General features: G+C 70.2%; 20 protein-coding genes. 13 read left to right on the top strand and 7 right to left on the bottom strand.

The window, feature by feature from the left end; genetic code table 11:
* Nucleotides 1–167 precede the first annotated feature (167 nt).
* The 4 genes from A6A06_RS03460 (at nt 168) to A6A06_RS41415 (ending at nt 4,649) form a co-directional block, all read left to right on the top strand.
* Entirely contained in the window at nt 168–353 is a 186-nt protein-coding gene (locus A6A06_RS03460) for a hypothetical protein (protein ID WP_052577077.1), read from the top strand.
* Nucleotides 335–1,756: an N-6 DNA methylase gene (locus tag A6A06_RS03455; RefSeq protein ID WP_242440541.1), complete on the top strand. Its 1,422-nt coding sequence runs from the start codon at nt 335–337 to the stop codon at nt 1,754–1,756. Before A6A06_RS03460 ends, A6A06_RS03455 begins: the two co-directional genes overlap by 19 nt.
* 835 nt (nt 1,757–2,591) lie before the next feature.
* The gene (locus tag A6A06_RS03450) at nt 2,592–2,930 is read left to right on the top strand and encodes a hypothetical protein (protein ID WP_073759755.1); all 339 of its coding nucleotides are present in this window, start codon (nt 2,592–2,594) and stop codon (nt 2,928–2,930) included.
* Nucleotides 2,931–4,244: 1,314 nt separating this feature from the next.
* The gene (locus tag A6A06_RS41415) at nt 4,245–4,649 is read left to right on the top strand and encodes a hypothetical protein (protein WP_199930729.1); all 405 of its coding nucleotides are present in this window, start codon (nt 4,245–4,247) and stop codon (nt 4,647–4,649) included.
* Between the two features lie 238 nt (nt 4,650–4,887).
* On the opposite strand, the gene A6A06_RS03440 is transcribed toward A6A06_RS41415, so the two are convergent.
* Nucleotides 4,888–5,469 (bottom strand): Uma2 family endonuclease, encoded by a 582-nt coding sequence (locus tag A6A06_RS03440; RefSeq protein WP_073758605.1) that lies wholly within the window; start codon nt 5,467–5,469, stop codon nt 4,888–4,890.
* Between the two features lie 171 nt (nt 5,470–5,640).
* Here A6A06_RS03440 and A6A06_RS03435 point away from each other — a divergent pair, with 171 nt between their 5' ends.
* Together A6A06_RS03435 and A6A06_RS03430 are read left to right on the top strand one after the other, a co-directional pair.
* The gene (locus A6A06_RS03435) at nt 5,641–6,102 is read left to right on the top strand and encodes a hypothetical protein (RefSeq protein WP_199930655.1); all 462 of its coding nucleotides are present in this window, start codon (nt 5,641–5,643) and stop codon (nt 6,100–6,102) included.
* Nucleotides 6,103–6,264: 162 nt separating this feature from the next.
* Nucleotides 6,265–7,230, top strand: a complete 966-nt coding sequence (locus A6A06_RS03430; RefSeq protein ID WP_073758604.1) for an alpha/beta fold hydrolase — start codon at nt 6,265–6,267, stop codon at nt 7,228–7,230.
* A gap of 11 nt (nt 7,231–7,241) precedes the next feature.
* Here the strand turns inward: A6A06_RS03430 and A6A06_RS03425 are convergent, their stop codons facing one another.
* Nucleotides 7,242–7,964, bottom strand: coding sequence for a PIG-L deacetylase family protein (locus A6A06_RS03425; protein WP_073759751.1), 723 nt, complete (start codon nt 7,962–7,964; stop codon nt 7,242–7,244).
* Nucleotides 7,965–8,275: 311 nt separating this feature from the next.
* Between A6A06_RS03425 and A6A06_RS03420 the strand changes: the two genes are divergently transcribed.
* From A6A06_RS03420 to A6A06_RS03395, 6 genes are all read left to right on the top strand, one after another.
* On the top strand, nt 8,276–9,028 hold the full coding sequence (locus A6A06_RS03420; RefSeq protein WP_073758602.1) for a GntR family transcriptional regulator: 753 nt from the start codon (nt 8,276–8,278) through the stop codon (nt 9,026–9,028).
* A gap of 619 nt (nt 9,029–9,647) precedes the next feature.
* Complete coding sequence (locus A6A06_RS03415) at nt 9,648–11,342, top strand: APC family permease (RefSeq protein ID WP_073758600.1); 1,695 nt, start codon at nt 9,648–9,650, stop codon at nt 11,340–11,342.
* Between the two features lie 286 nt (nt 11,343–11,628).
* The gene (locus tag A6A06_RS03410) at nt 11,629–11,808 is read left to right on the top strand and encodes an SPOR domain-containing protein (RefSeq protein ID WP_073758598.1); all 180 of its coding nucleotides are present in this window, start codon (nt 11,629–11,631) and stop codon (nt 11,806–11,808) included.
* A gap of 38 nt (nt 11,809–11,846) precedes the next feature.
* The gene (locus A6A06_RS03405) at nt 11,847–12,260 is read left to right on the top strand and encodes a (deoxy)nucleoside triphosphate pyrophosphohydrolase (protein WP_199930654.1); all 414 of its coding nucleotides are present in this window, start codon (nt 11,847–11,849) and stop codon (nt 12,258–12,260) included.
* Nucleotides 12,261–12,640: 380 nt separating this feature from the next.
* Nucleotides 12,641–13,030, top strand: coding sequence for an ATP-binding protein (locus A6A06_RS03400; RefSeq protein ID WP_079193759.1), 390 nt, complete (start codon nt 12,641–12,643; stop codon nt 13,028–13,030).
* Nucleotides 13,031–13,308: 278 nt separating this feature from the next.
* Nucleotides 13,309–16,050, top strand: coding sequence for a SpoIIE family protein phosphatase (locus A6A06_RS03395; RefSeq protein WP_242440585.1), 2,742 nt, complete (start codon nt 13,309–13,311; stop codon nt 16,048–16,050).
* 25 nt (nt 16,051–16,075) lie between these two features.
* On the opposite strand, the gene A6A06_RS03390 is transcribed toward A6A06_RS03395, so the two are convergent.
* The 5 genes from A6A06_RS03390 to A6A06_RS03370 form a co-directional block, all read right to left on the bottom strand.
* Nucleotides 16,076–16,612 carry an excalibur calcium-binding domain-containing protein gene (locus A6A06_RS03390; protein ID WP_079193758.1) on the bottom strand — a complete coding sequence of 179 codons (537 nt, stop codon included), beginning with the start codon at nt 16,610–16,612 and terminating at the stop codon, nt 16,076–16,078.
* A gap of 205 nt (nt 16,613–16,817) precedes the next feature.
* Entirely contained in the window at nt 16,818–17,600 is a 783-nt protein-coding gene (locus A6A06_RS03385; protein ID WP_073758592.1) for a succinate dehydrogenase/fumarate reductase iron-sulfur subunit, read from the bottom strand.
* A complete protein-coding gene (locus tag A6A06_RS03380) occupies nt 17,597–19,591 on the bottom strand; it encodes a fumarate reductase/succinate dehydrogenase flavoprotein subunit (protein ID WP_073758590.1) in 1,995 nt (664 codons plus the stop codon). The genes A6A06_RS03385 and A6A06_RS03380 overlap by 4 nt, the downstream gene beginning before the upstream one ends.
* 15 nt (nt 19,592–19,606) lie before the next feature.
* Nucleotides 19,607–20,467, bottom strand: a complete 861-nt coding sequence (locus A6A06_RS03375; RefSeq protein WP_073758588.1) for a hypothetical protein — start codon at nt 20,465–20,467, stop codon at nt 19,607–19,609.
* 69 nt (nt 20,468–20,536) lie between these two features.
* Nucleotides 20,537–20,869: a hypothetical protein gene (locus A6A06_RS03370; protein ID WP_073758586.1), complete on the bottom strand. Its 333-nt coding sequence runs from the start codon at nt 20,867–20,869 to the stop codon at nt 20,537–20,539.
* 500 nt (nt 20,870–21,369) lie between these two features.
* Between A6A06_RS03370 and A6A06_RS03365 the strand changes: the two genes are divergently transcribed.
* Entirely contained in the window at nt 21,370–23,811 is a 2,442-nt protein-coding gene (locus A6A06_RS03365) for an ABC transporter substrate-binding protein (RefSeq protein WP_073758584.1), read from the top strand.
* Nucleotides 23,812–24,076: the final 265 nt, after the last annotated feature.

The raw sequence follows: 24,076 nt of genomic DNA, 5'->3' as shown, positions 1-24,076 counted from the left end.
GTTCTCTGCCCGGTTGGATGCCCCGTGTTGAGACCGGCATCGGACGTGCCCGCTCCCCTTGCTCAAAAGCAAATTCCAGTGCTGCGCGACGCGGAGAGCGCCCGGCCGCTACTTTCGAGTCCGCGGAACGGTCCGCAGAACGGTAGAGCAGTCTGGGGAGTTAGGGCATGTCGCAGAGAGCGCTGCTGTTGATGGTGGTCGTCCTGGCGTCTGTGGTGGTGGGGCTCGTGGCAGGCATTCTCGAGTTTGCGGGCGCGGGGAAGATTGTCACAGCTGTCAAGTACGGCGGTGGTGCCTGTGGAGTCGCCATGCTCATCGGACTGGCCACTGTTACGTGGCTGATGTCGTCGTGATCTCGAAGGAGCGAGGGAGCGAGCTGGGGCGCCTGAAGTACCGGCGAGTGCTACTGGCCGTTGAGAAGCTGCGCAGCACGACTGATGCCGAGACGACGTACCGACTCGCCTTTCAAGTGGTCTACCTCCACTGCTGGTCCAGCCACGGAGCAGCAGTGGAGCCCGGGCGCCTGTGGCGACCCGGCTCGGGGTCCGCGGGCGCGATGCTGAATGCGATCTGGCCGCGTACGCCCGTCGCTCGTACCTACAACCTGCCCGCGTGCCGCGACGAAGGCGTGAGCCGTCCCTTCGAGCTCATCGATCCGGCTCTCCACGAGCTGATCGTGGAGGTTCGGCGGCTGGAGCCCGACGTGGGGCTCTTCGATGTGTTGCTCGACATGTACTCGACGCGCTATTCGCGCGGCGATGACTACTTCACGCCGAATGATCTGGCGTACCTCTTCGCAGGACTGGCCGCTCCCCGAGGAGGCGAGGTGGTTCGGGACCCGGTGTGCGGAAGCGGGCGACTACTGCGAGCCGCCGCCTACCGGGCTCGAACCCAAGGTGGCGAGGTGCGCTTGTCCGGAGCGGATCTCAATCCGACTGCACGCTATGCCGCGGCCGTCAACCTTGCCCTGCACGGATTCCATGCCGACCTCGGCAAGGGAGAAGCTGACAGCCTCCGGGCTGGGACGTCGCCGGAACCGGCCGACGTGATCGTCGCCAACCCTCCTGTGAACCTGCGAGATTGGGGGCATGGCGAACTCAAGGACGACAGACGGTGGACCCTGGAGGTACCACGGTCGGGCAATGCGAACTTCGCCTGGGTCCAGCACATTCTTGCCGACCTGACGCCGCAAGGGCGGGCCGTTGTCCTGCTCTCCCCCGGAGCAGCCCACAGCAGCAATAGCACCGACGGACTGATCCGTCGCAGGTTGCTCGAAAACGGTCTGGTTGTAGGCGTCGTGGCTTTGCCGGCATGGCTCTTTCCCCACACCAGCACGAGCATGGCGCTGTGGCTGCTCGCCAAAGGGGAGCGGCGGAACACCCATCGGGCCCTGTTCGCGGATGCAGGAAAACTGCCGACAGCGAGGGACGGGTCACGGCGCATTTTCGACCAGGACTCGGTCGAGCGCCTTCTGCAGATCTTCGGTGAGTGGCAGGGCCTCCGACGCTGTGAGGACGAGGGCGCTCCTGAATCCGCGCCATGGTGCCGTGCGGCGAGTCTTGAGGAAATCGCTGATGCGGGCTTCGACCTGACTCCCGCACGCTACGTACGGAACGGGGGCACCGCGCAGTTGCATTCAAGCGACGGAGACCGGAACCGGAAGGCCGAGCTGTATGAGTGCATGGATCGTAGCGCCGCGGCCAGGAACCGAGTCCGTGATGCCCTGGAGAGCAGGCATGACTACAGAGTCGGATGATGTCCCCACTCCGTGGCCCGTCGTTGAGTTGCGTGAGTTCCCTGGGGTCGAGTACGCCGCCTACGGAATTGCGCGACAGCAGAAGGCATCCGGCGGAATCCCTATGATCCGCGCCACAGAGATTGTCGAGGGAGGTGTGCACGTCCAGGAGTTCACATTTGTGCCTCCCGATGTGGCCAGACGCCACCCACGCAGCACGCTGAGGTCTGGAGACCTCCTTGTCGTGCTCGTGGGGCGTGTGGGGGAGGCAGCAGTTGCAGGGGAGGAGCACGCAGGATGGAATGTCGCCAGGTCGCTCGCAGTCGTCCGCTGGACACCAGAGGGCCGCGCCCAACAATGGGATCTGTGGCTTCGATGGTGGCTGAAGACCTCGCAGAGCCACAGCTACCTCACGCTGTCCTCGTCGAACGCCGAGCACATGACCTTGCCTCTGCAGGCACTCAACCGACTTCCCGTGCCAGTGCCTCCAGCGCCGGCGCGGGAGAGGCTGCTTTCGCTGATCTCGCTTGCTGAGCACAAGAATGCGTTGAACACCCGGATTGTGTCTTGCGCGACGGAACTAGCGGATGCGCATTTTGTGGAAGCGCTGCAGACGTGCGGGCAAGGTCCGGCTGCCGAACGTGCAGTGGGCGAAGTGTGTCAGGTTACGGCTGGTGTGGCACAGTCTCTGCCGGACAGCGAGCAGTCGGCTATGCCGTGGGTGTCTCCCCGTGAAGTACTGAACTGCAGGACAGTACATCTGGGTGCAGTGTCTTCACGCACCGTGGCGCAAGCGGAGGTTGTATGCCCGTCCGGCAGCCTCTTGATCGCGCCCCGTCCCGGGGAGGTGCGGACCGTGCTCACCACTACCCCGGCAGTGCCAGGTCGGCGGATGCTCGCGATTTACACGGAGTCAGAGGTCGATCGGATGTGGTTGTTGCACTCGCTGCGTTACCGGAGGCGGGAGTTGACGGCCGTTACGCAGGGCGAGCAGGCCCGCGCGATGAGGCGCAAGGACTTTTCCCGTTACAAGATCCCCTGGCCGACCGATGCGGTGAGGCGGGACTTCGCCAGGCGTGCTACTGCCCTGCACGACCTCGCCTACGCCTCCGCCAGGGAGCGACACGTGATGGAGGAGCTGGTGGTGCACGAGCTGGAGAAGGGGGGCCTGGCGCGTCTCGCTTCGGCCAGCTGAATGCCGAGCTGATCCACGTTGCCCCTCTCTGGAGCACGGAATCCAACGCTTTGAACGAACGGCGCAGTATCGCGCGCACCGTTTCTCCGCTGGCGGTCCGAGAGCGCCCTGACCAGCCATGTTTGGGGCGCCCCCGGCAGGACTCGAACCTGCGGCCAAGCGCTTGGAAGGCACCTGCTCCACCCGCTGAGCTATGCAGGCTGACCTGCGACAGCGCGGAAGCTTCTGACTATGCCCCGCCAAACCGGGGGTATACGGGACCTGTAACGCTCGCGCCGGCCCCGAGGTCTGGACGTGCATTCTGGGCGGCGGCCAGGCATCGGAGCTGGCCGCTGGCGTCCGGGGAGACCGCGAGTGAGTGCGAGGGCTGTGCTGCTCTGCGAGGTTCGGTGCGGTGGCACGAGCCTGATGTGGCGCTCGTAGAGGTTCCGCAGACTTCAGGCATGTGCGGGCGCTTCCGGGTAGCGTTGGCGATCTTCGGTCTTCTTGTACTTTGTTGCGCATCCCGTGCTGGGATGGTGCTGGGATGCGCCCGCATTTCCGCAGGTCACAGCCTTGTGGTGGAGTTCCGCTTCAATGTGTAGTGGGTGACGTAGCACCACTTCATACGCGCCAAGCATTCATTTCAAGGGGCCGACTCCTCCGGGGTCGGCCCCTTGTTGTGTCCCGTGCCGAGTTTCAGAAAACGGTGGCCCTCGCCGAAGAGGTCGCTGGCCCCACGCAACCTTGCCCTCCATGCCCACCCCCACACTCGATCTGCGTGAAAACGCTGCCGCCCGGCACGCTCTTCCCGCTGCCGACCATGAGAACAAGTGCTGCCGGATCACTGAACCCGTATCAACGGTTCGGCGGGCCTTTCAGGCGCGCACGATGCCACTCATCGAGCGTGCTCGGGGTGGCGTGGCCACGGACCGCATCGGACGGTCGTGGATCACTTGACGCGGTCGGCCCGTCGCAATCATCACCCATAAGTGTCGATGGCGGGCAAATTTAGAAATCATCTGTTCCCGGGATGAGTGGCGAGGTGGCGCGCCATACCTTGTCAGGCCTCGGAGAGCGAAATTCGGAGGACAGATAGATGGGGCCTGACGTCTTCGAATGCGTGGCAGCTTACGTCCGTCGCGTCTGCGGTGAAGAGCCGATCTGTGTCCACGTGGATGATGCGCAAGAGTGCCGGATCAGGCAGCACCTGAACTATGCGAAATTCCGCTCCCGGGCTGTAGTCGCACGAGCCGCGCAGAGGCCATCTCGGCTCTGGAATCCATGGTCGCCATGGGGCGTATGGCCGATATGTGCGGCGATAACAAGTGGCGGATGATCGTCGTGGACTGTCTCACCCCCGCCCTCCGAGCGCATTCTTGGAAGATCTTCCGGGATTTCTACTGCGATCTGAGAGATGTGCGATCAGACATGTTCGAAGTCGCCCTCGATGCTTGGGAGGGGGCAGCTGTGGGCGTTCCCCCTCGGGAGGTTCCGAGATTGATGATATCGGAAGCTATCAAAGCCGCTTATCGACGTGCGAAGGTTCATGAAAATGAAAGTTTGACCAGTGGCATAGAAACCCTGTTGGCTTCCGAAGGGGCCGTTCCTGATTCCACACTCAAGGCATCTTCGATTATTCACGACGCCGATCCGAGAGATCCGGCTGTCGTCGAACAGATTCGAGGTGAGCGTATCGGTTGGCCTTCCGGCTGCTACCGAAGCGCTGGGAATCGCTGAATCCACTGCTTACCGGATGATGAGAGCAGGGTCTTTTCCCTGTCCGGCCACATGCATGGGGCGCAGTTATCAGGTGCTCACCAGGGATCTGATGCACTCGCTGCCCATTGCGGACGTCGTCGTTCATCCCGATGACGTGGAAAACGGGGCGGCTCATGCCGGCGGGGGCTGACTCCGTCCTTTCATGCATGTCCTTCGTGGTGGAGCGGGCGACGTGGTGGCGATGTGCAAGCGCATGTCAGCCCGACTGCCTCGGTGTCAGCTTGTCGAGATTGAGGTCGATCTTGAATGGGAGGGGCCGCTGGAGTGCGTGACGGAAGATTCCTGCCGGCGCGTACGAGCCGGTCGGCTCGTCGAGCTCGTACACGTGCACGGCGGGGGTGGTGTTCTCGTCCTCGATGCACCAGTAGTGCCGGATTCCCGCCTCGGCGTACTTGCGCAGCTTCACCGTCCGGTCACGGTGGGCGGACTCGGGTGAGACGACCTCGATGACGAGCTGGACGTCTTCCGGGGCGAACCAGGTGCGGTCTGCGTCGTACGACGCAGTGGTCAGAAGCAGGTCCGGCTCTGGGCGGTTACGGGCGTCGAGGCGAATGGTCATTTCCCGTTCGACTTCGAAGCCGTCGGGGGCTTGGGCCATGAGCGCCACCGTGAGACCGGTGACGAGGCGACCGTGCCACGACCGCTGCGGGAACATCATGAAGACGAGTGCTCCATCGATCAGCTCAGTGTGGCGCGGCGCCTCGGGGAGACGGTCCAGATCCTCCGCGAACCAGCCTTCCGCGCGTGGCGGGCGCATCCAGTCGGGCAGTGCGGTCATGAGCCAACCCTAGCGATTGTGACCGCCGCAGGGGCTGCAGCGCTGCTGATCCATACAACTGTGCCGACGGGCTTCCGGGGGAGGGGCTGGCCGGAGCAGGGGTGCTGAGAGGTGGTTCAGGTTCAGTGCGAGCCCGGAATTCAGTCAGGGCTCCCGACTAGCATGATCATAGTGAGTGCCACCCTGCTTCATCTCGTCTCCGAAGACCCGTATTTCTCGCCTTTGCCCGCTGTGAGCGAGGCTGCGTTCGCGTTGTTGCGGCGGCTTGTGCCTGGGGCGTCGGGTGGGCATGAGGTGCGGGAATTTGCCGGTGTGGCGTTTATCGATCCGGGCGGGAATTGGAGTGGGGTCCGCTGCCCCGAGTGTGCCTCCGACGTTGAAGACTGGTGGGTCGGGGCGATGGAGCGGGCGGCTGGGGCGGATGGGTTTTTCGGCTCGCTTGCCGTGATGACGCCGTGCTGTTCTGCGTCGACCGATCTGAACGCTCTCGATTACGTCGAGGCTGCGGGGTTCGCCAGGTACGGCCTGGTGGTCACTGATCCGGAGCGTGAGCTGCCGCTGGCTTCGGCTGATGTGCGGGCTCTCGGAGGCGTCCTCGGCACGGACCTGCGTCAAGTCATCGCAAGGTACTGACGTCCGCGTGGAGGGGCGGGGGTGTTTGGTGTCGCGGTGAGCTGGGGGTGTGGGTTGTGGGGAGTGCGGGGTGGGGTAAGTCCAGTATGGGGTGCGTGGGGGTGGGAGTTCTACGTTCTGGAGGAGGATTTTGGGGGGAAGCGGGCGGTCTAGCGTGGGCGCATGACTGTTGTGCATGGGGTTGGGGATGTCCGTGTCGTTGTGCCGGGCGGTGTGGAGATTGCCGTGCGGGATCACGGTGGGGAGGGGACGCCGCTGCTGCTTCTGCATGGGGCCGGGCGGACGTTGGCGGATTGGGAGGCCGTTGCTCCGTTGCTCGTCGGGCGGCATCGGGTGGTGGCGATGGATCTGCGGGCGCATGGGAAGTCGGGGGGCGGGGACGGGGCGTGGACGTTCGCGGGGGTGGTTGCGGATGTGGCGGCTGTGGTGGAGGAATGTGGGATCGCCGGGGCTTTTGTGGTGGGGCATTCGTTGGGCGGGATGGTCGCGGCGTGCTGCGCCGAGGAGTTGGAGGGCACGCCGGGTGCGGTGAATCTGGACGGGCACGGGATGGGGCGGCCTGAGCAGTACGTGGGGATGGAACGGGGTTATGTGGTGCGGCGATTGGAGGAGGTACGGGAGTTCGCCGAGGCGGCCATGGGGAGGCCTCTGCCGGAAGGCGGGTTGGACGGGGTGTTGGCGTATCACGCTCTCATGGCGGAGGAGTTGGGGATCGAGCGAGAGCTGATGGAGGCGGGAGTGCGGCGTGGAATCGGGGAGACCCCTGATGGGCAGGTCTACCTGCGGCCTGAGCGGGTGGCGGGGCTCGGGATGCAGGAGGCGATGGCGGAGATTGATTTGTTCGGGCTTTACCGGCGGTTGCGGCGGCCGTTGCTGATCGGCCGGGCGCTGCGTCCGAATCCGTCAACGCCCGGTATGCCGTGGGTGGATGAAATGATGGCGGCTTATGTGAAGGGGCTGCACGCCGATCTGGACGAGCTGGCGCGTACGCAGCCGTGGGTCGAGGTGGCGGGTGTGGACGCGACGCACGCCATGCTGCTGGAGCGGCCGCGGGAGGTGGCTGACCTGGTGCTGGGGTTCGTGGCCCGGGTGGCGGAGGGGAAAGCGGGGGCGTCGCGGGCTTCGTGAAGGGATGCGGGTCAGCGGGGGTAGAGCTGGAAGAGGGTGGCGGGGGTGCCGCGGTATTGGTTGCCGGATGCGTGGAGCATGGGTTCGAGGAAGTTGCGGGCGTAGGCGGCTGGGTCCTGGCCCGCGCCTTCCAGGCCGGTGATGTACGCGTGGTGTTCGGCCAGGGAGGCGATGGCTCGGTCGATGCCGGGGCCGACTTCTTTCGCGTGGGTGGGGTAGGGGGAGCCGGCCACGGCTACCCAGCGGACGCCGTTCCAGGGAGCGAGGCCGAGTTCGGTCGTCAGGTCGGGGAAGATCCAGCGGTTGCCCGCGTCGCCCGCCGCGTCGAGGGTGGCGCGGCCGACGACTCGGTGGTCGGGGGTGTTCCAGGACACTCCGCCCCAGGTGTCGTGGTGGTTGAGGGTGATCAGCAGTTCCGGGCGGTGCCGGCGGATGGCGGCCGCCAGGTCACGGCGCAGGGGAAGCCCGGCCTCGATCACGCCGTCGTGGTGGCGGTCCAGGAACTCCACCGTCCCTACGCCGACGGCGCCGGCGCTCGCCCGCTGCTCCGCCTCGCGGATTGCGGCGCACTCCTCGGGGCCGAGGCCGTCGATGCCCGCTTCGCCGCGCGTGACCAGGAGGTAGGTGACCTGGCGCCCGGCGGCGGTCCACTCGGCGACGGCGGCGGCCGCGCCGTATTCGAGGTCGTCGGGGTGGGCGACGACAGCCAGGGCCCGCTGCCAGTCCTCCGGCATGGGGGAGAGGGCGGGGGAGGGGGAAGAGGGGGAGGTGGACGTGGTGGGTTCGCTGGTGCCGGGGGTGGGGGTGTCGGGCACGGTGGGCTCCTTCCCGTACCGCGCGGGCGGCGTGTCGTACCGACTTTCGCACGAATGGGGTGGCCGTGCCGGGCGGCCGGGAACGCGTGTCCGCGAGTGGTCAACTTCCATGATCAGCACGCCGGTTGAGCTGGGCTTCATCACATCGAGTGAATTTCTGGCCCAGGCTTGCGGTCAACAACGAGCGGTTGCCACGCTGTTGCTGACTGTCAAGCTGTTGGGAGGGGCATGTGCCTTTCGGTGAGCAGCCCGCGTACCTCCGCGTCGCCGGCGACCTGCGCCAGAAGATCGTCGAAGGTGTGCTGCCCCCGCACACCCGCCTCCCCTCCCAGGCCCGCATCCGCGAGGAGTACGGCGTCTCCGACACGGTCGCCCTGGAGGCCCGCAAGGTTCTGATGGCCGAGGGGCTGGTCGAGGGCCGCTCCGGGTCGGGGACGTATGTACGTGAGCAGCCCGTCCCCCGCCGTATCGCCCGCGCCGGTTACCGCACCGGCGTCGGTGCCACGCCCTTCCGGCAGGAGCAGGCCGACGAGCGGGTCAAGGGGACCTGGGAGTCCAGCAGCGAGCGGGAAGAGGCCAACCCGGCCGTCGCGTCGCGGCTGCGCATCCAGGTGGGCGACCGCGTGATGCGTACGCGCTATCTCTTCCGGGCGGAGGGGGAGCCGGCCATGCTCTCCACCTCCTGGGAGCCGCTCGACCTCACGGGACGCACGCCGGTGATGCTGCCGGAGGAGGGGCCGCTGGCCGGGCGCGGGGTGGTCGAGCGGATGGCGGCCATCGACGTGATCGTGGACAACGTGGTCGAGGAGGTCGGGGCGCGCCCCGGGCTGGCGGAGGAGGCCATGGCGCTGGGCGGGGTGCCGGGCCATGCGGTGCTGGTCATCTCGCGTACGTACTTCGCGGGCGGCCGCCCCGTGGAGACGGCGGACGTCGTGACGCTCGCCGACCGCCATCGGGTGGCGTATCACTTGCCGGTGCATTAGGCCGCTGGCCGCTGGTTGCTGGCCGTCGGTATCAGTCCGCGCACGGGGGCTGGCCGTCGGTGTCAGTCCGCGCACGGCAGCAGTCCGTCGGTATCAGTCCGCGCACCGGAGCAAGGCTGAGTGCGCAGGCGCGCACGGGTGCGGGGCCGCGCACGGGGGCGGCACGGTATCCGAGCTTCACATCGGGCCGGTTGCCGGTCATCGATTGCCGATTGCCGATATCCGGTGGTCGGCTCCGGGGCCGCGTAGCTGCGTATCTGAGGCGTCGCCGCTGGAGCGGGGGCGGCGGCTGCGCCCCGGCGTCGTGCCCTCGCGTCTGTCCTGCCGCTCGATCTGTCCCTTTTCCCCTTCCCGCGTTGGCCGAAACCCGTCCCCACCTACCAATTTCCTTGGTGCTCTCACCAAGATCGCACGTTGTGTACTGACGCGTAACCCGCCAGTAGCCACCCCTTAAGTGCGTGTATGTCGGTATTTGGGTGGCCAATTGGCGTGTTGGAAACCTCACACACCTTCAGCCAGACCCGAGTTTTGACCCCGCTTGGGAATCCGATCTTCCAATTCGCTCTTACGATGGCGAAGTTTGTGCACGGCACGGGGGAAGATCAGGAGACCAAGCACGTTGAGCACGACGCAGACCCAGAGCGCGGAGCAGGGCTCCCACTCGAATTACCGACGGTCCCTCGGGACCATTGCCCTGACCGCCACGGGTCTTGGGTCGATCATCGGCTCCGGCTGGCTCTTCGGGGCCGAGCGGGCCGCCGCCATCGCCGGTCCCGCCGCCATCCTCGCCTGGGTCATCGGCGCGGTCGTCGCGCTCACGATCGCCCTGACCTACACCGAGCTCGGCTCGATGTTCCCCAAGGCGGGCGGCATGGTCCGCTACGGCCAGTACTCGCACGGCTCGCTCGCCGGCTACCTCGCCGCCTGGGCCAACTGGATCGCGATCGTCTCCGTCATACCCGGGGAGGCCACCGCCTCCGTCCAGTACATGAGCTCCTGGAACTTCGAGTGGACCAAGGGGCTCTATGACGGCAAGGAGCTGACCGGCAGCGGCGTCGCCCTGGCCAGCCTCCTGCTGATCTTCTACTTCTTCCTGAACTGGTTCGCGATCTCGCTCTTCGCGAAGACCAACACCGCGATCACGGTCTTCAAGGTCGTCGTCCCGATCCTGACGGCGAGCGCCCTGATCATGGCGCACTTCGACACCAGCAACATCAAGGACCACGGCGGTTTCACGCCGAACGGCTGGAGCGCGGTCTTCACCGCCGTCGCCGTCTCCGGCATCGTCTGGGCCTACAACGGTTTCCAGTCGCCGCTGAACATGGCCGGCGAGGCCCGTAACCCGGGCAAGTCGCTCCCCAAGGCCGTCATCTACTCGATCCTGATCGCGCTCGTCATCTACGTCGCGCTCCAGGTCGCCTTCCTGATGGCCGTCCCCGGCGGCAAGCTGGAGTCCGCCGGCGGCTGGGCCCACCTCGGCTACAACTCGCCGCTCGCCGACCTCGCCATCGCCTGGGGCCTGAACTGGCTGGCGATGCTGCTGTACGCGGACGCCTTCGTCTCCCCGTCCGGCACCGGCATGATCTACGCCGCGACCACCTCGCGCATGATCCACGGCGTGCAGGAGAACGGCCACCTGCCGAAGATCTTCGGCCGGGTCGACAAGAAGACCGGTGTGCCGCGCCCGGCGCTGGTCCTCAACCTCTTCATCGCCTTCCTGTTCCTCGCGGTCTTCCGCGGCTGGGGCTCGCTCGCCGAGATCGTCTCGGTGGCGACCGTGATCTCGTACATCACCGGGCCGGTCGCGGTGATGTCGCTGCGCCGCCTCGCACCCGACCTCAAGCGCCCGGTGAAGCTGCGCGTGATGCCGTTCATCGCGCCGGTCGCGATGGTCTTCGGCTCGCTCGTCCTGTACTGGGGCCGCTGGCCGCTCACCGGCAAGGTCATCCTGATCATGGCGGTCGGCCTGCCGGTCTGGGCCTGGTACGAGCTGCGCAAGCCCTGGGCCGAGCTGAAGCCGCACCTGAAGGCGGGCGCCTGGATGGTGGCGTACCTGCTGGTCATGGCGTGCGTCTCGTACATGGGCGGCGAGGACTTCGGCGGCAAGGGGTACCTGCCGGAGGGCTGGGACATCCTCGTCGTGGCCGTGATCGGCCTGGTCTTCTACGTATGGGGTGTGCGCAGTTCCTGGCGCAACCCGTCGCTGATCGAGGCCGAGGCGGAGTCGCTGGCGGCGGCCGAGGCCGAGGCGGCCGAGGAGCGGTCCGCGGCCGGCGGCACGTCCGGCGCGGCGCGCGAGGCGGGCAAGGTTTAACGCTTCTTCGGGCAGAACGCGACGGGCGCCGTCGGTGGCAGGAGCCACCGGAGGCGCCCGTCCGTATTCGCGCCCGGCGCGTCCGTGGGGGCGTCCGCGAAGGGCGCGCGGGCATGACCGCGCGCCCTTCGTGCATTGTGCGATGGCCGGTTCGGTATCTCTTTGTGCAAAGCCGTATCCGGTGCGTGAAGGTCGGGCGTAGGCTCGGGCATATGCGGAATGCGGTTTCGGCATCAGTACAGGAGGGGCGCGCGACGGCGCGCTGGACGGCGGACGGAGGGGCGCAATGACCGACAGTGGCGCGGTGCTGCCCTGGCTCGTCATTCGTCAGGACGAGGGCGGCAACCGTTATCGCGTCGGCCGCTACGCCACGCGCGCGGAAGCGGAGCAGGTGGCCGACCGGCTCGACACCCGCAGGCACGGGCGGCTCTATGTCGTGGAGCGGGTGGGGCACGCCGCCACCTGAGAGGGAGGCGCGGCAGCGCGGGACGTAGGCTGCGGCGCATGACGGACGTGCGTGTGGTGGTGGGCGGAGCGGTGCTCGACGGGGGGAGGCTGCTGGCCGCGCGGCGCAGTGCTCCGGCCGCGCTGGCCGGCCGCTGGGAGCTGCCCGGCGGCAAGGTCGAGCCCGGTGAGACGCCCGAGGAGGCGCTGACGCGCGAACTGTGCGAGGAGCTGGGCATCGAGGCCGAGCCGCTGGAACGGATTCCAGGGGAGTGGGCGCTGCGCCCCGGTCTCGTCCTGCGGGTGTGGACGGCCCGGCTGGTGTCCGGCCAGCCCCGGCCGCTCCAGGACCACGACGCGCTGCGCTGGCTGGCGCCGGACCAGGAGCACGAGGTCGACTGGCTGGACCAGGACCGCCCGGCGGTCGCCGAGGCGATGCGCCGCCTCGGATCCTCGTACGCTGCCGGCGCCTGACCTGCCTGACCTGCCTGACCTGCCTGACCTGCCGGGCCCGGCAGGCCGGTCATCTTGTCACCTCACCCTTCCCCCGTACGGGCCGATCATCGGATCGGGGGAGTCCCCCGTACGGGGCTGCCGCCGCGGTGGCGGCGCGCCGGAGTGCCCGCGCGGCTCACGCGGCGTACGCGCCGTGATACCGCCCGTCCCAGTACGCCGTTTGTGCCACAGTGCGCCATTGAGGGCGATATTGATGCGCTGATACCGGGTATGTGCTGTTTACCCCTTCAACATGGACAATCCGGAGGGCGTTCGCATCGGGCTGGGAAGTGATCGGCGTGAGCGACAGTGCAGCGGCAGGGGTCCCCGAATCCGCCCCCTGCGCACCCCGGCGCGGCATGATCCCCGGCTCCCCCATCGCCGAATGGAGCCTTCCGGCCGAGCCCGGGTCCGCCCGTACCGCCCGCGCCGCGGTCCGCGAGACGCTCCAGGACTGGGGGCTGGACACCGCCGTCGACCTGGCCGTTCTGCTCGTCAGCGAGCTGGTGACCAATTCGCTGCGCTATGCCAGCGGGCCCATCGGCGTGCGTATGGTCCTCAAGAGCGGGGGTGATCTGCTCGTCGAGGTGTCCGATCCGCTGCCCGATCCGCCTCGGGAGCGCACCGCGAGTCCCGAGGACGAGGGGGGCCGGGGGCTGCAGCTGGTGGCGTGCACGTCGAGGTGCTGGGGCACCCGGCACGGCAGGACAGGTAAAACAGTGTGGTTCGAGCTGTCTGTGGCGGGTTAGGAGTCTGGTGGCGGCCTGATCGTTGCCGTTTCATTGACATTCTGTGGACGGCCTGCGATCGAGACTGTGCTGTGATCGTGAAGACCGTGTTCCGGATAGCCGCGGTGCTGGATACTCGGCTCGTCCGGTCCGGGCACGATGAGCTGGAGGGGACGGGGCTCGTGAGCGAGAAGTCATCTGGCGGGGCAGGACCCGCGCAGCCGGCCGGGCCGGGTGGTACGGACGGTCCGGCCAATCCGGAGCGGCCGTCGGGGCCGGACGGCCCGGAAGGCCCGCCGATATGGCAGAGCAGCCCACCCGGCTCCATCTATGACTACATCCGCGTCGCGTCCTTCTCCCTCGGCCCCGACGGACGCATCGACCGGTGGAGCGAGCGCGCCGCCGAGATGCTCGGCATCCCCGCCGCCGACGCGGTGGGCAAGGACCCGGTGGCCGCCTTCGTTCCGGACGAGCTGCACGAACGGGCCCACCGCACGGTGTCGAAGATCCTGGACGGCCGCGAGTGGACCGGCCTGGTCCCGTACCGCACCCGGGAGACGGAGCGCGACGGTGCGCCGGACGCCGGGGGGAGCCGGCTCGCGGAGATCTATGTGATGCCGTCCGAGACGGCGGACGGCGAGCGGGCCGCGGTCTGTCTCGTCGTCGACGTCCGCGCGCTGCGCGGCATCGAGACCGACCTCGCCGCCTCTCAGGCCGTTTTCGGACAATCTCCCATGGGTTTCCTGCTCTTCGGTACGGACCTGCGGATCCGGCGCGTCAACGAGCGCTTCGCGACCGTTTTCGGCGGCCCCGCGGCCAAGTACCGAGGTGGCGGGCCGCACGACTTCCTGCCGCGGTCCGAGGCCGAGCGGCTGCAGGGGGCGCTGCGGCGGGTGCTGGAGTCCGGCGAGCCGGTCGCGGAAATGCAGCTCGTCGGTACGGTCCCCGCGCCCGCGCAGGCGCCGTCCGCGGCCATCCCGGCCCCCACGGCTCCCGCGTCCTCAGCCCCTTCCGGCACGGCGCCTCCCTCGGCCCCCTCCGGTATGCCCCCCTCCGGTACGGCGTCCCCTCCCGCCCCGCCCGGGGACGCCGACCGCCGCCGCTGGTCCGTGTCCCTGTACCGCCTGCACGGCGCCAGCGGCCGCCCCATCGGGGTCGCCGCGCTGGCCGCCGACGTCACGGGCCGCCGCCGGGCCGAACGGGAAGCCGCCAGCGCCCGCCGCAACCTGGCGCTGCTCAACGAGGCCGGTGCCCGCATCGGCAACTCCCTCGACCTGGAGACCACCGCCCGTACGCTGCTCGACGTGGCCGTACCGCAGTTCTGCGACCTGGCCTCCGTGGACCTCTACCAAGGCCTGCTGGCCGGTGACGAGGCTCCGCCGGGGATGGCCGACGGCAGCGCCGAGCTGCGCCGGGTCGCCTTCTCCAGCGCCGTGTCGGACGCGCCGCTGGCCACCATGACCTGCGGCGTGCCCGAGGGCGAGAACGGCCCGGTCGCGGTCGGCGCCGTCCACCGCTACCCGTTCAACTCCCCGTGCGCGGGCGCGCTGCGCACGGCGCAGGCGCAGATCATCCCGGGCCGGGAGAACGAGGAGCGGGCCGAGCTGGGCGCCGTGGTGCACTCCACGCTCGCCGTGCCGATGGTCGCCCGTGACACGGTGGTCGGGCTGGTGCAGTTCTCCCGTACTAAGGGCAGCGAGCCGTTCGGGGAGCGGGACACCGCCCTCGCCGTGGACCTGGCCGCGCGCGCCGCGGTCTGTATCGACAACGCCCGGCTGTACCGCAGGGAGCACGAACGCGCCCTGATCCTCCAGCGCAGCCTGCTGCCCCCGGGCGACCCCGAGGCGGCCGGCCTGGACATCGCGTGCCGCTACCTGCCGGGCACCACCGCCACCGAGGTCGGCGGCGACTGGTTCGACGTCATCGAGCTGCCCGGCCACCGCACCGCCCTCGTCGTCGGCGACGTGATGGGGCGCGGGCTGCGCGCCGCCGTCGCGATGGGCGAACTGCGTACGGCCGTACGGACCCTGGCCCTGCTCGACATGGAACCGGCCGAGGTGCTCTCCGCGCTCGACGAGATCGCGCGCGGGCTCGGCGCGACTGGCGGCGGCGCCCGTACGACCGCGCGCGCCCCGCGCAGCCGGTCCGCGGCCCCCGGCGCGCAGGCGGGGCGCACGGCGGAAGCGCCGCGCTCCGGCTCCGGGACCGCCGACCTCTCCGAGGTCTACCTCGCCACCTGCGTCTACGCCGTGTACGACCCGGTCACCCGGCGCTGCACCTTCGCCAACGCCGGGCACCTGCCGCCCGTCATGGTCGAGGAGGGCGAGGATGCCCTGCTGCTGGACGTACCGCCGGGTATGCCGCTGGGCGTCGGCGGCGAGCCGTTCGAGGAGACCGAGGTCGAACTGCCCGACGGCGCGCTGCTCGCCCTTTACACGGACGGACTGGTCGAATCCCGCGACCACCCGCTCGACGAGGGCCTGCGCGCCTTCCAGACGGCCCTGTCGGAGGCCGGGCGCCCGCTGGAGGACGTCTGCGACCACGTGCTGAACGCGCTGGACACCCGGCACGGCGAGGACGACATCGCGCTGCTGATGGCCCGGGTGCACGGCCTGCCCAAGGACTCCGTCGGCGACTGGAACCTGGCCCCCGAGGCCCGCTCGGTCTCCCGGGCCCGTGAGCTGGCCCGCGACCAGCTCACGGACTGGGGCCTGGAGGTCCTGGTCGACACCACCGAGCTGCTCGTCAGCGAACTGGTCACCAACGCGCTGCGGCACGGTCACGGCGAGATCCGGCTGCGCCTGCTGCTGGACCGCACCCTGGTGTGCGAGGTCTGGGACGCGGACCTGGCCCAGCCCCGCCGCAGGAGGGCCCGGGACACCGACGAGGGGGGCCGCGGCCTCCAGCTCGTCGGGCTCCTCAGCGCCGGCTGGGGCAGCCGCCGTACCCCCCGCGGCAAGACCGTCTGGTTCGAACTGCCCCTCCCGGACGGCGACACCGCCCTGCCGGACCCGGCGGACGCCCTGCTGAGCCTGTTCTGACCCGGGGGCCCGCCCCGCCCGCCGGTCACCTCTCGCAGCCGACGCCGTCTCCGTCCCGGTCCAGGCGCCTGCTGTAGCCGGGGTCTCCCGCGTGGATGGGAGCGGCGCCCGCTGCCCGCACGGCCGCGCAGTTGGCGTACTCGACGTCCGCCGATCCGCCGGAGGCCGCCCCGCCGCCGGAGCCGCCAGAGTCGCCGGACCCGTCCGAGCCGCCGGACGGCGCGTCATCCGCCGGCGGCGGCGCGGCGGTCACCGTCACCCGCGCGGTCGCCGTCACCGTCGCCGTCACCGTCACGGTGGGTGCGGGGGCGGCCTTCGCGGGCGGCGCGGTGACCGTCACCGTGGCCCTCGGCATGATCCGGTCGGCGGCCTGCACGGACGTACGCTCCGGTGCGTCCTGTCCACCGGCGGTCAGGGCCCCGGTGCAGCCGCCGAACAGGAAGCCCAGGGCGAGCAGCCCCCAGACCCGGCCGCGGCGGAACCACGGCGGCCGAGCGACGGCGGAGGGGGAAGGAGAGGGGGAGGGCGAAGAGGACGGCGAACGGTCGTACGGATTGGCCATGGCGGTACCCCCGTGTGCGCGGGTAGCCGGTCGGGTGCCCAGCCGGTGGGGGGAGGGCGGCGGAGCGGTCTGTACAGCCCGTCATCGGAGCGGGCCACCGGTTACCGGGTTCCATGAAGGTAGCGGTCCGGCGGCGGCCCGTCATCCCCTGTGCACACGGGAGTTGGCTCCCGCACCACGCGCCGCGCGGGTACCGCCCGTCAGCTCATTCCTTCCGCCTCCGGATCTTGTTCCCCAGCCATACCAGCGGGTCGTACTTCCGGTCGGCCGCGCGTTCCTTCAACGGGATCAGGGCGTTGTCCGTGATGCGGATGTGCTCGGGGCAGACCTCGGTGCAGCACTTGGTGATGTTGCAGTGGCCGAGGCCGTGGTCCTCCTGCGCGGTGCGCTTGCGGTCGAGGCCGGTCTCGGAGGCGGCGTCCAGGGGGTGCATGTCGAGTTCCGCGACGCGCATGAGGAAGCGGGGCCCGGCGAAGGCGGTCTTGTTCTCCTCGTGGTCGCGTACGACATGGCAGGTGTCCTGGCACAGGAAGCACTCGATGCACTTGCGGAACTCCTGGGAGCGGCCGACGTCCTCCTGCCGCATCCGGTACGCGCCCGGTTCCAGGTCCGGCGGCGGTACGAAGCTGGGGATCTCGCGGGCCTTGGCGTAGTTGAAGGAGACGTCCGTGACCAGGTCGCGGACGACCGGGAAGGCCCGCATCGGGGTGACGGTGACCGTCTCCTCGCGCTCGAAGACGGACATCCGCGTCATGCACATCAGCCGGGGCCTGCCGTTGATCTCCGCACTGCACGAGCCGCACTTGCCCGCCTTGCAGTTCCAGCGCACCGCGAGGTCGGGGGCCTGGGTGGCCTGGAGGCGGTGGATGATGTCGAGGACCACCTCGCCCTCGTTGACCTCCACGCGGAAGTCCGCCAGGCCGCCGCCGTCCGCGTCGCCCCGCCAGATCCTGAAGTGCGCCTTGTAGGCGTCGGACTGCGCGCTCACCGGCCCGCCCCCTCGTCGTCCGCTGCTCCGGTGACGGGTGCCGCCGGTCCGGTGTCCGCCGTCAGTTCGGCGTCCGTCAGGTACTTCGCCAGTTCGTCCCGTTCGAAGAGGTCCAGGAGGTCGGGCCGGACGGGCGGGGTCTCGCGGCGGGTCAGGCGGATCTGGCCGACGGCCGGGTCCCGCGGGGGGAGTTCCGTGCCGTCCTCGGCCAGTTCGCAGACCAGGTTGACCCGGCGCCAGCGCCGGTCCATCTCCGGGTAGTCGTCGCGGGTGTGCCCGCCGCGGGACTCCGTGCGCTCCAGCGCCGCACGGGCCACGCACTCGCTGACCAGCAGCATGTTGCGCAGGTCGATGGCCAGGTGCCAGCCGGGGTTGTACTGCCGGTGGCCCTCGACACCGGCCCGGCGGGCCCGTACCCGCAGGTCGGCGAGGCGCTCCAGGGCCTCTTCCATCTCGCCCTGCCTGCGGATGATGCCGACCAGGTCGTTCATCGACTGCTGGAGTTCCTGGTGGAGGGTGTACGGGTTCTCGGCGGGGCGCCCGGCGTGGTGCGCGTCGGGTCCCTCGGCGCTGAACGGGCGCAGCGCCTCGGCCTCGGCGGCGTCGAGCTGGAGCGGGTCGGCGGCCGGCCGGACGGCGCGGGCCCGCGCGTACTCGGCCGCGTACAGCCCCGCGCGGCGGCCGAAGACCAGCAGGTCGGACAGGGAGTTGCCGCCGAGCCGGTTGGAGCCGTGCATCCCGCCGGCCACCTCGCCGGCGGCGAAGAGGCCGGGGACGCCGGTGGCCGCCGCGGTGTCCGGGTCGACCTCCACGCCGCCCATCACGTAGTGGCAGGTCGGTCCGACCTCCATCGCTTCGGCGGTGATGTCCACGTCCGCCAGCTCCTTGAACTGGTGGTGCATGGAGGGCAGCCGCCGCCGGATGACCTCGGCCGGCATCCGGGTGGAGACGTCGAGGAAGACGCCGCCGTGCGGGGAGCCGCGGCCCGCCTTGACCTCGGCGTTGATGGCGCGGGCGACCTCGTCGCGGGGCAGCAGTTCGGGCGGGCGGCGGTTGTGGTCCGGGTCGTCGTACCAGCGGTCGCCCTCGGCCTCGGACTGGGCGTACTTCTCCTTGAAGACGTCCGGGATGTAGTCGAACATGAAGCGCTTGTCGTCGCTGTTGCGCAGGACGCCGCCGTCGCCGCGGACGGATTCGGTGACGAGGATGCCCTTGACGGAGGGCGGCCAGACCATGCCCGTCGGGTGGAACTGCACGAACTCCATGTTGATCAGGGGCGCCCCGGCGAGCAGCGCGAGCGCGTGCCCGTCGCCGGTGTACTCCCAGGAGTTGGACGTCACCTTGAAGGACTTGCCGATGCCTCCGGTGGCCAGCACCACGGCCGGCGCCTGGAGGACGAAGAAGCGGCCGGACTCGCGTTCGTAGCAGAACGCGCCGGCGACCCGGTCCTCGTCCTTGAGGACGCGGGTGACGGTGCACTCCTGGAACACCTTCAACCGGGCCTCGTACGAGCCGTGTTCGCGCTCGTCCTCCTGCTGGAGGGAGACGATCTTCTGCTGGAGGGTGCGGATCAGCTCCAGGCCCGTACGGTCGCCGACGTGCGCGAGGCGCGGGTACTCGTGGCCGCCGAAGTTGCGCTGCGAGATCCGGCCGTCCGGGGTGCGGTCGAAGAGCGCGCCCCAGGTCTCCAGCTCCCAGACCCGCTGCGGCGCCTCGCGGGCGTGCAGTTCGGCCATCCGCCAGTGGTTGAGGAACTTGCCGCCGCGCATCGTGTCGCGGAAGTGCACCTGCCAGTTGTCGCCCTCGTTGACGTTGCCCATGCTGGCCGCGATGCCGCCCTCGGCCATCACCGTATGGGCCTTGCCGAACAGCGACTTGCAGATCACGGCCGTACGCATGCCCTGCTCACGGGCCCCGATGGCGGCGCGCAGTCCGGCGCCGCCCGCGCCCACCACGACCACGTCCCACTCCTGCCGGTCCAGCTGCGTCATCACAAGGCACCCTTCCTAGAAGAAGCGCGGATCGTCGAAGGCCCCGGTGGCGAGCAGGAAGACGTAGAAGTCGGCGGCGGCCACGCTGATCAGCGAGGCCCAGGCCAGCGCCGCGTGGCGGGCGTTGAGCTTGCCGACCCAGCCCCACAGGCGGTAGCGCACCGGGTGTCGGGAGAAGTGCCGCAGCCGGCCGCCGATGATGTGCCGGCAGGAGTGGCAGGAGAGCGTGTATGCCCAGATGAGGGTGATGTTGACGAGGAAGACGAGGGTGCCGAGGCCCATGTGGCCCCACTCGTAGTGCGCGTCCCGGAAGGTGAGGACGGTGTCGTAGGTGAGGATGCCCGCGACGGCCACCGCGAAGTAGAAGAAGTAGCGGTGGACGTTCTGCAGGATCAGCGGGAAGCGCGTCTCGCCGGTGTACTTCTTGTGCGGCTCGGCAACCGCGCAGGCCGGTGGCGAGGCCCAGAATCCGCGGTAGTACGCCTTGCGGTAGTAGTAGCAGGTCAGCCGGAAACCCAGCGGGAAGATGAGGATCAGCAGGGCGGGGGACAGGCCCCACCAGCTGCCGATCACGTCCCAGTTGGGCCCGCCGCGCATGGGGTGGCAGTTCTCCGCCAGGCACGGCGAGTAGAACGGTGAGACGTACGGCGCGGCGTAGTAGTCCGCGTTCGCGAACGCCCGCCACGTCGAGTAGACGACGAAGGCGAACAGGCCCGCCGCGGTCGTGGCCGGGTACAGCCACCAGCGGTCGGTGCGCAGGTGGCGGGCGGGGATCGCGGCGCGCGAGGGGGCGTGGACGCCGGTGCCCGGGGGGCCGGCCGCGCCCTTCGCGCCGCTGGTGTCGGTATGCGGTTGGGGTTCGGTGCCAGTGGCCAACGTCGGTCTCCGTAGACGGCTGTCCGGGGGTGGGACGGGTGGCGCTCAGCGGCGGTACGGAGGTGCGGCTTACGGCGCCCGGCGGTCGCGCGCGCCGAGACCCTCGTCCTCCGCGTCGGTCCACAGGGCGGTGTCGTACGGCGCGTCCGGGATGGTCACCATCTCGGGGGCGGGGACCGGCGGGCGGGCGGTGCGCGCGCCCAGGCCGTACGCGGAACGCCCGCCGGGCGCGCCAGACGTGCCGTCCCGCAGCAGTTGCAGGCTCTCCCGCAAGTGGTCCGTGTCGCTGCGCACGCGCCGGATCTCCAGACTTCCGCCGACCTGTGCCTCCAGGCGGCCGACCGACTGTTCCAGGGCGTCCAGGCTGCGTTGAGCTGCCGTCAGATCGTCCTTCAGGGACATGACGTGCCTCACCTCCGCGATGTGGTCGGCGTGCCCTCACCGCCGCACCCGGACCCGGTCCGGGAGCAGCGGCGCGCGCCTGCGAGTGTCGCGCGTCACAGTCGCGATTGGGAAGGGATCTGTCGTGATTGCGGAACCGGACCGGCATGTTTCGGCACGTGTGCGCCGTCGGGCCGGGCCGGCGGGTGTCCTTTTGTACGGCGGCGCGTACGCCCGCGGGCGCCGCCCCGTACGCCCTCCGGATGCGGGAACGCGCGGGCGGCCCGCCCCGGACCTCGTGCTGCCCGCCGCACCGGGACGCCCGCCAGGAACCGGGACCGGTTGGGCCGGGCGGGTGGCCTTCGCGGGGGCGGCCGACGTGTCGCCCGCCCCCGCGGCGGCCGGTCCCCTTCAGTGGTGGAGCCATAGATGTGATGAGCCGCAAAGTCGGCCGAACGTGATCCGTGGCCCCGCGGACCGCCGCGGCGGCGCGGCGCGGGCGAGCCCCGGAGGTAACCGTGATGACCCACCCCGTCAGCTCAGGCGGCGCGGCCTGCCGCAGGCGCCGCTGCGCCGCGCTCCTCGCTGCCGGAGTGCTGCTGCCGCTGCCGGTCCTGACCGGCTGCGGCGGAGGCGACGACGCCGAGGAGGCCGGTCCCGGCGCCCAGGACATCGCCGTCACCGCCCGCGACCGGGTACGCCGGGGCGGCACGCTGCGCTGGGCCGTGGACGCCGTGCCCGGCACCCTGAACGCCTTCCAGGCGCGCGCGGACGCGGCCACGCGGCGCGTCACCGACGCGGTACTGCCCCGGCTGTTCACCCTGGACGAGCGCGGCAGGCCGCAGCGCAACCCGGACTACCTGACCGCCGCCGACGTCACCGACCGCGAGCCCCGGCAGACCGTCGTGTACAAGATCAACCCGAAGGCGCGGTGGAGTGACGGGCGCGCGGTCGGGCCGGAGGACTTCGCCGCACAGTGGAAGGCGCTGCGCGGCAAGGACAACGCGTACTGGAGCGCGCGCAACGCGGGCTACGACCGTATCGAGAAGGTCGAGCAGGGCGGCAGCGCGCACGAGGTCGAGGTCACCTTCGCGAAGCCGTACGCGGACTGGACGTCGCTGTTCACGCCGCTGTACCCGAAGAGCGTGATGGGCGACGCGCGGGCCTTCAACGACGGCGCCCGCGAACGGCTCGCGGAGACGGCCGGGCCGTTCACGGTGCGGGGGCGGGACGGTGGGGACGGCGGAGATGGCGGGGACGGTGGGGGCGGCACCCTCACCCTCGTACGCAACCCGAAGTGGTGGGGCGCGCCCGCCAAGCTGGACTCGATCGTGCTGACGGCGCTGCCGCGCGAGGAGCGGGCCGCGGCGCTGGCCGCCGGGAAGGCCGACCTGGCCGAGGTGGATCCGGCCGACGCCCGGAAGATCACCGCGGCGGGTCGGCCCGCGGCATCGGGATCGGCGAGCGCCGGGTCACCGGGCGCGGGCTCGCCGGGCGCCGGATCACCAAGCGCGGGTTCGCCGGGTGCCGGTTCGCCCGGCGCCGGGGCGCCGGACGGGGCCTCGGAGGCCGGGCGCGTCGAAGGCGCCGAGCACGAAGCCGGGCATTCCCCGGCCGCGGGCGGCGACGACGCACCGCCGCGCGGCGCGTCCGCCGCAGAGCGGGACGCCCTGCGCCGCTACACCGTCCGCAAGGCCCTGGAGCCCGCCTACACGCAGCTCGCCCTCAACGGCAGCGCGCATCCGCTCAACGACGACCGGGTGCGCCGTGCGGTGGCCCGCGCCGTCGACCGGCAGAAGCTGGCCGACTCCGTGCTCAAGCCGCTCGGCCTGCCGAACCGGCCGCTGGGCAGCCATCTGCTGATGGCGGGCCAGCCCGGCTACGCGGACCACAGCGGCGCCCTCGGCGGCCCGGACACCACGGCCGCGCGGGCGATGCTGGCGGACGCGGGCTGGCGGGCGCCGGGCGGTTCGTCCGCACAGCCGCAGAAGCCCGGCCAGGAGCCGGAGAAGAGGGTGGACGCCGACCGGGGCGGCTCCGACGACGGCAAGGCGGGCGACCCGGAGCGCGCGGCGGCCGCACCGGCGGCGCCGCTGTCCTCGGCCGGTGTGCGGTCTGCCGACCTCCAGCGGTCCGCGCTGCTGCGGCAGAGCGCCGGCCTCTACAAGGACGTGGCCGCGAACCGGCGTGCGGCGGCCGCGGGGGACACGACCGCCTCGGCGTACGCGGACTACCGGCGCTACGAGATGCTCGCGGCCGACGCGCTGAGCATCGCCGAGATGATCGAGGTGGCTCCCGCGCCCGGCGGCCGGGGCGCCGAGCAGGCGGACGGGGTCAGGGCGGCCGACGGCAAGCCGGTCGAGGGCGGCCTGGCCGCTCCGGCGGACGCGTACCGGGCCGCCGACCCCGCGGCGCGCGGGCCGGTCCCCGCCCTGAAGAAGGACGGCAAGCCGCTCGTCCTGCGCTTCGTGCTCCCCGACGGACCGGGCTCCGAGCGGCTGCGGACGGTGGCCGACCGGATCTCCGGGATGCTCGCCAGGATCGGCGTGCAGACCGCCGTGCAGAAGGTGCCGGACAAGAGCTACTTCGAGGACCACATCGCGGCCGGCGACTTCGACCTGGCGCTCTACACCTGGCCGGGCTCCGCCTACCCGGCCACCGACGGCCGCCCGATCCACGCCAAGCCGCAGCCCGCGGCCGACGGCAGCCTCACCGTCGAGCAGAACTACACCCGGGTCGGCACCGACCACATCGACCAGCTCTTCGACCAGGCGGCCGCCGAACTGGACGAGGACGCCTCCCGCGAGCTGATCGAGCGCGCCGACGCGCGGATCTGGGCGGCGGCCGGGTCCGTACCGCTCTACCAGCGGCCCGAGGTCGTCGCGGCGCGGAAGGACCTGGTCAACGCGGGTGCCTTCGGCTTCGCGACGCCCCGTTTCCAGAACATCGGTTACAAGAAGTGACGGACCGGGCGTAACGGACCGGGTGTGGCGGCCGACCGGAGCGGGTGACCGCCCGGCCGGCCGCCGTGCGTCCCGGGCCGCCCGGCGGGGCGTACGGCCCGGTCACGGAAGGTGACACCCGGGCGAAGAGGGCGTGATCCCTCGGCGTACAGTGGTCGTTCGAACACGTATCGCCGCAGGTCAGAGCCGGTTCGGACGCCCTGGGGCGGCCGACACCGCGGCAGCCCCGTACCATGGGGTGAGGCCGTGGCGTCTTCATGCCCGG

Source organism: Streptomyces sp. CB02923 (assembly GCF_001905005.1).
Taxonomy (GTDB): Bacteria; Actinomycetota; Actinomycetes; order Streptomycetales; family Streptomycetaceae; genus Streptomyces.
Note: the sequence above shows the minus strand (reverse complement) of the source record. Positions and strands in the feature narration are given on the sequence as shown.

What these genes read in the sequence shown, in the direction of transcription:
- A6A06_RS03460 (WP_052577077.1), top strand. Translation starts at nt 168, where the DNA reads ATGTCGCAGAGAGCGCTGCTGTTGATGGTGGTCGTCCTGGCGTCTGTG.
- A6A06_RS41415 (WP_199930729.1), top strand. Translation starts at nt 4,245, where the DNA reads ATGATCGTCGTGGACTGTCTCACCCCCGCCCTCCGAGCGCATTCTTGG.
- A6A06_RS03440 (WP_073758605.1), bottom strand. Translation starts at nt 5,469, where the DNA reads ATGACCGCACTGCCCGACTGGATGCGCCCGCCACGCGCGGAAGGCTGG.
- A6A06_RS03430 (WP_073758604.1), top strand. Translation starts at nt 6,265, where the DNA reads ATGACTGTTGTGCATGGGGTTGGGGATGTCCGTGTCGTTGTGCCGGGC.
- A6A06_RS03425 (WP_073759751.1), bottom strand. Translation starts at nt 7,964, where the DNA reads ATGCCGGAGGACTGGCAGCGGGCCCTGGCTGTCGTCGCCCACCCCGAC.
- A6A06_RS03410 (WP_073758598.1), top strand. Translation starts at nt 11,629, where the DNA reads ATGACCGACAGTGGCGCGGTGCTGCCCTGGCTCGTCATTCGTCAGGAC.
- A6A06_RS03405 (WP_199930654.1), top strand. Translation starts at nt 11,847, where the DNA reads ATGACGGACGTGCGTGTGGTGGTGGGCGGAGCGGTGCTCGACGGGGGG.
- A6A06_RS03400 (WP_079193759.1), top strand. Translation starts at nt 12,641, where the DNA reads ATGATCCCCGGCTCCCCCATCGCCGAATGGAGCCTTCCGGCCGAGCCC.
- A6A06_RS03390 (WP_079193758.1), bottom strand. Translation starts at nt 16,612, where the DNA reads ATGGCCAATCCGTACGACCGTTCGCCGTCCTCTTCGCCCTCCCCCTCT.
- A6A06_RS03380 (WP_073758590.1), bottom strand. Translation starts at nt 19,591, where the DNA reads ATGACGCAGCTGGACCGGCAGGAGTGGGACGTGGTCGTGGTGGGCGCG.
- A6A06_RS03370 (WP_073758586.1), bottom strand. Translation starts at nt 20,869, where the DNA reads ATGTCCCTGAAGGACGATCTGACGGCAGCTCAACGCAGCCTGGACGCC.
- A6A06_RS03365 (WP_073758584.1), top strand. Translation starts at nt 21,370, where the DNA reads ATGACCCACCCCGTCAGCTCAGGCGGCGCGGCCTGCCGCAGGCGCCGC.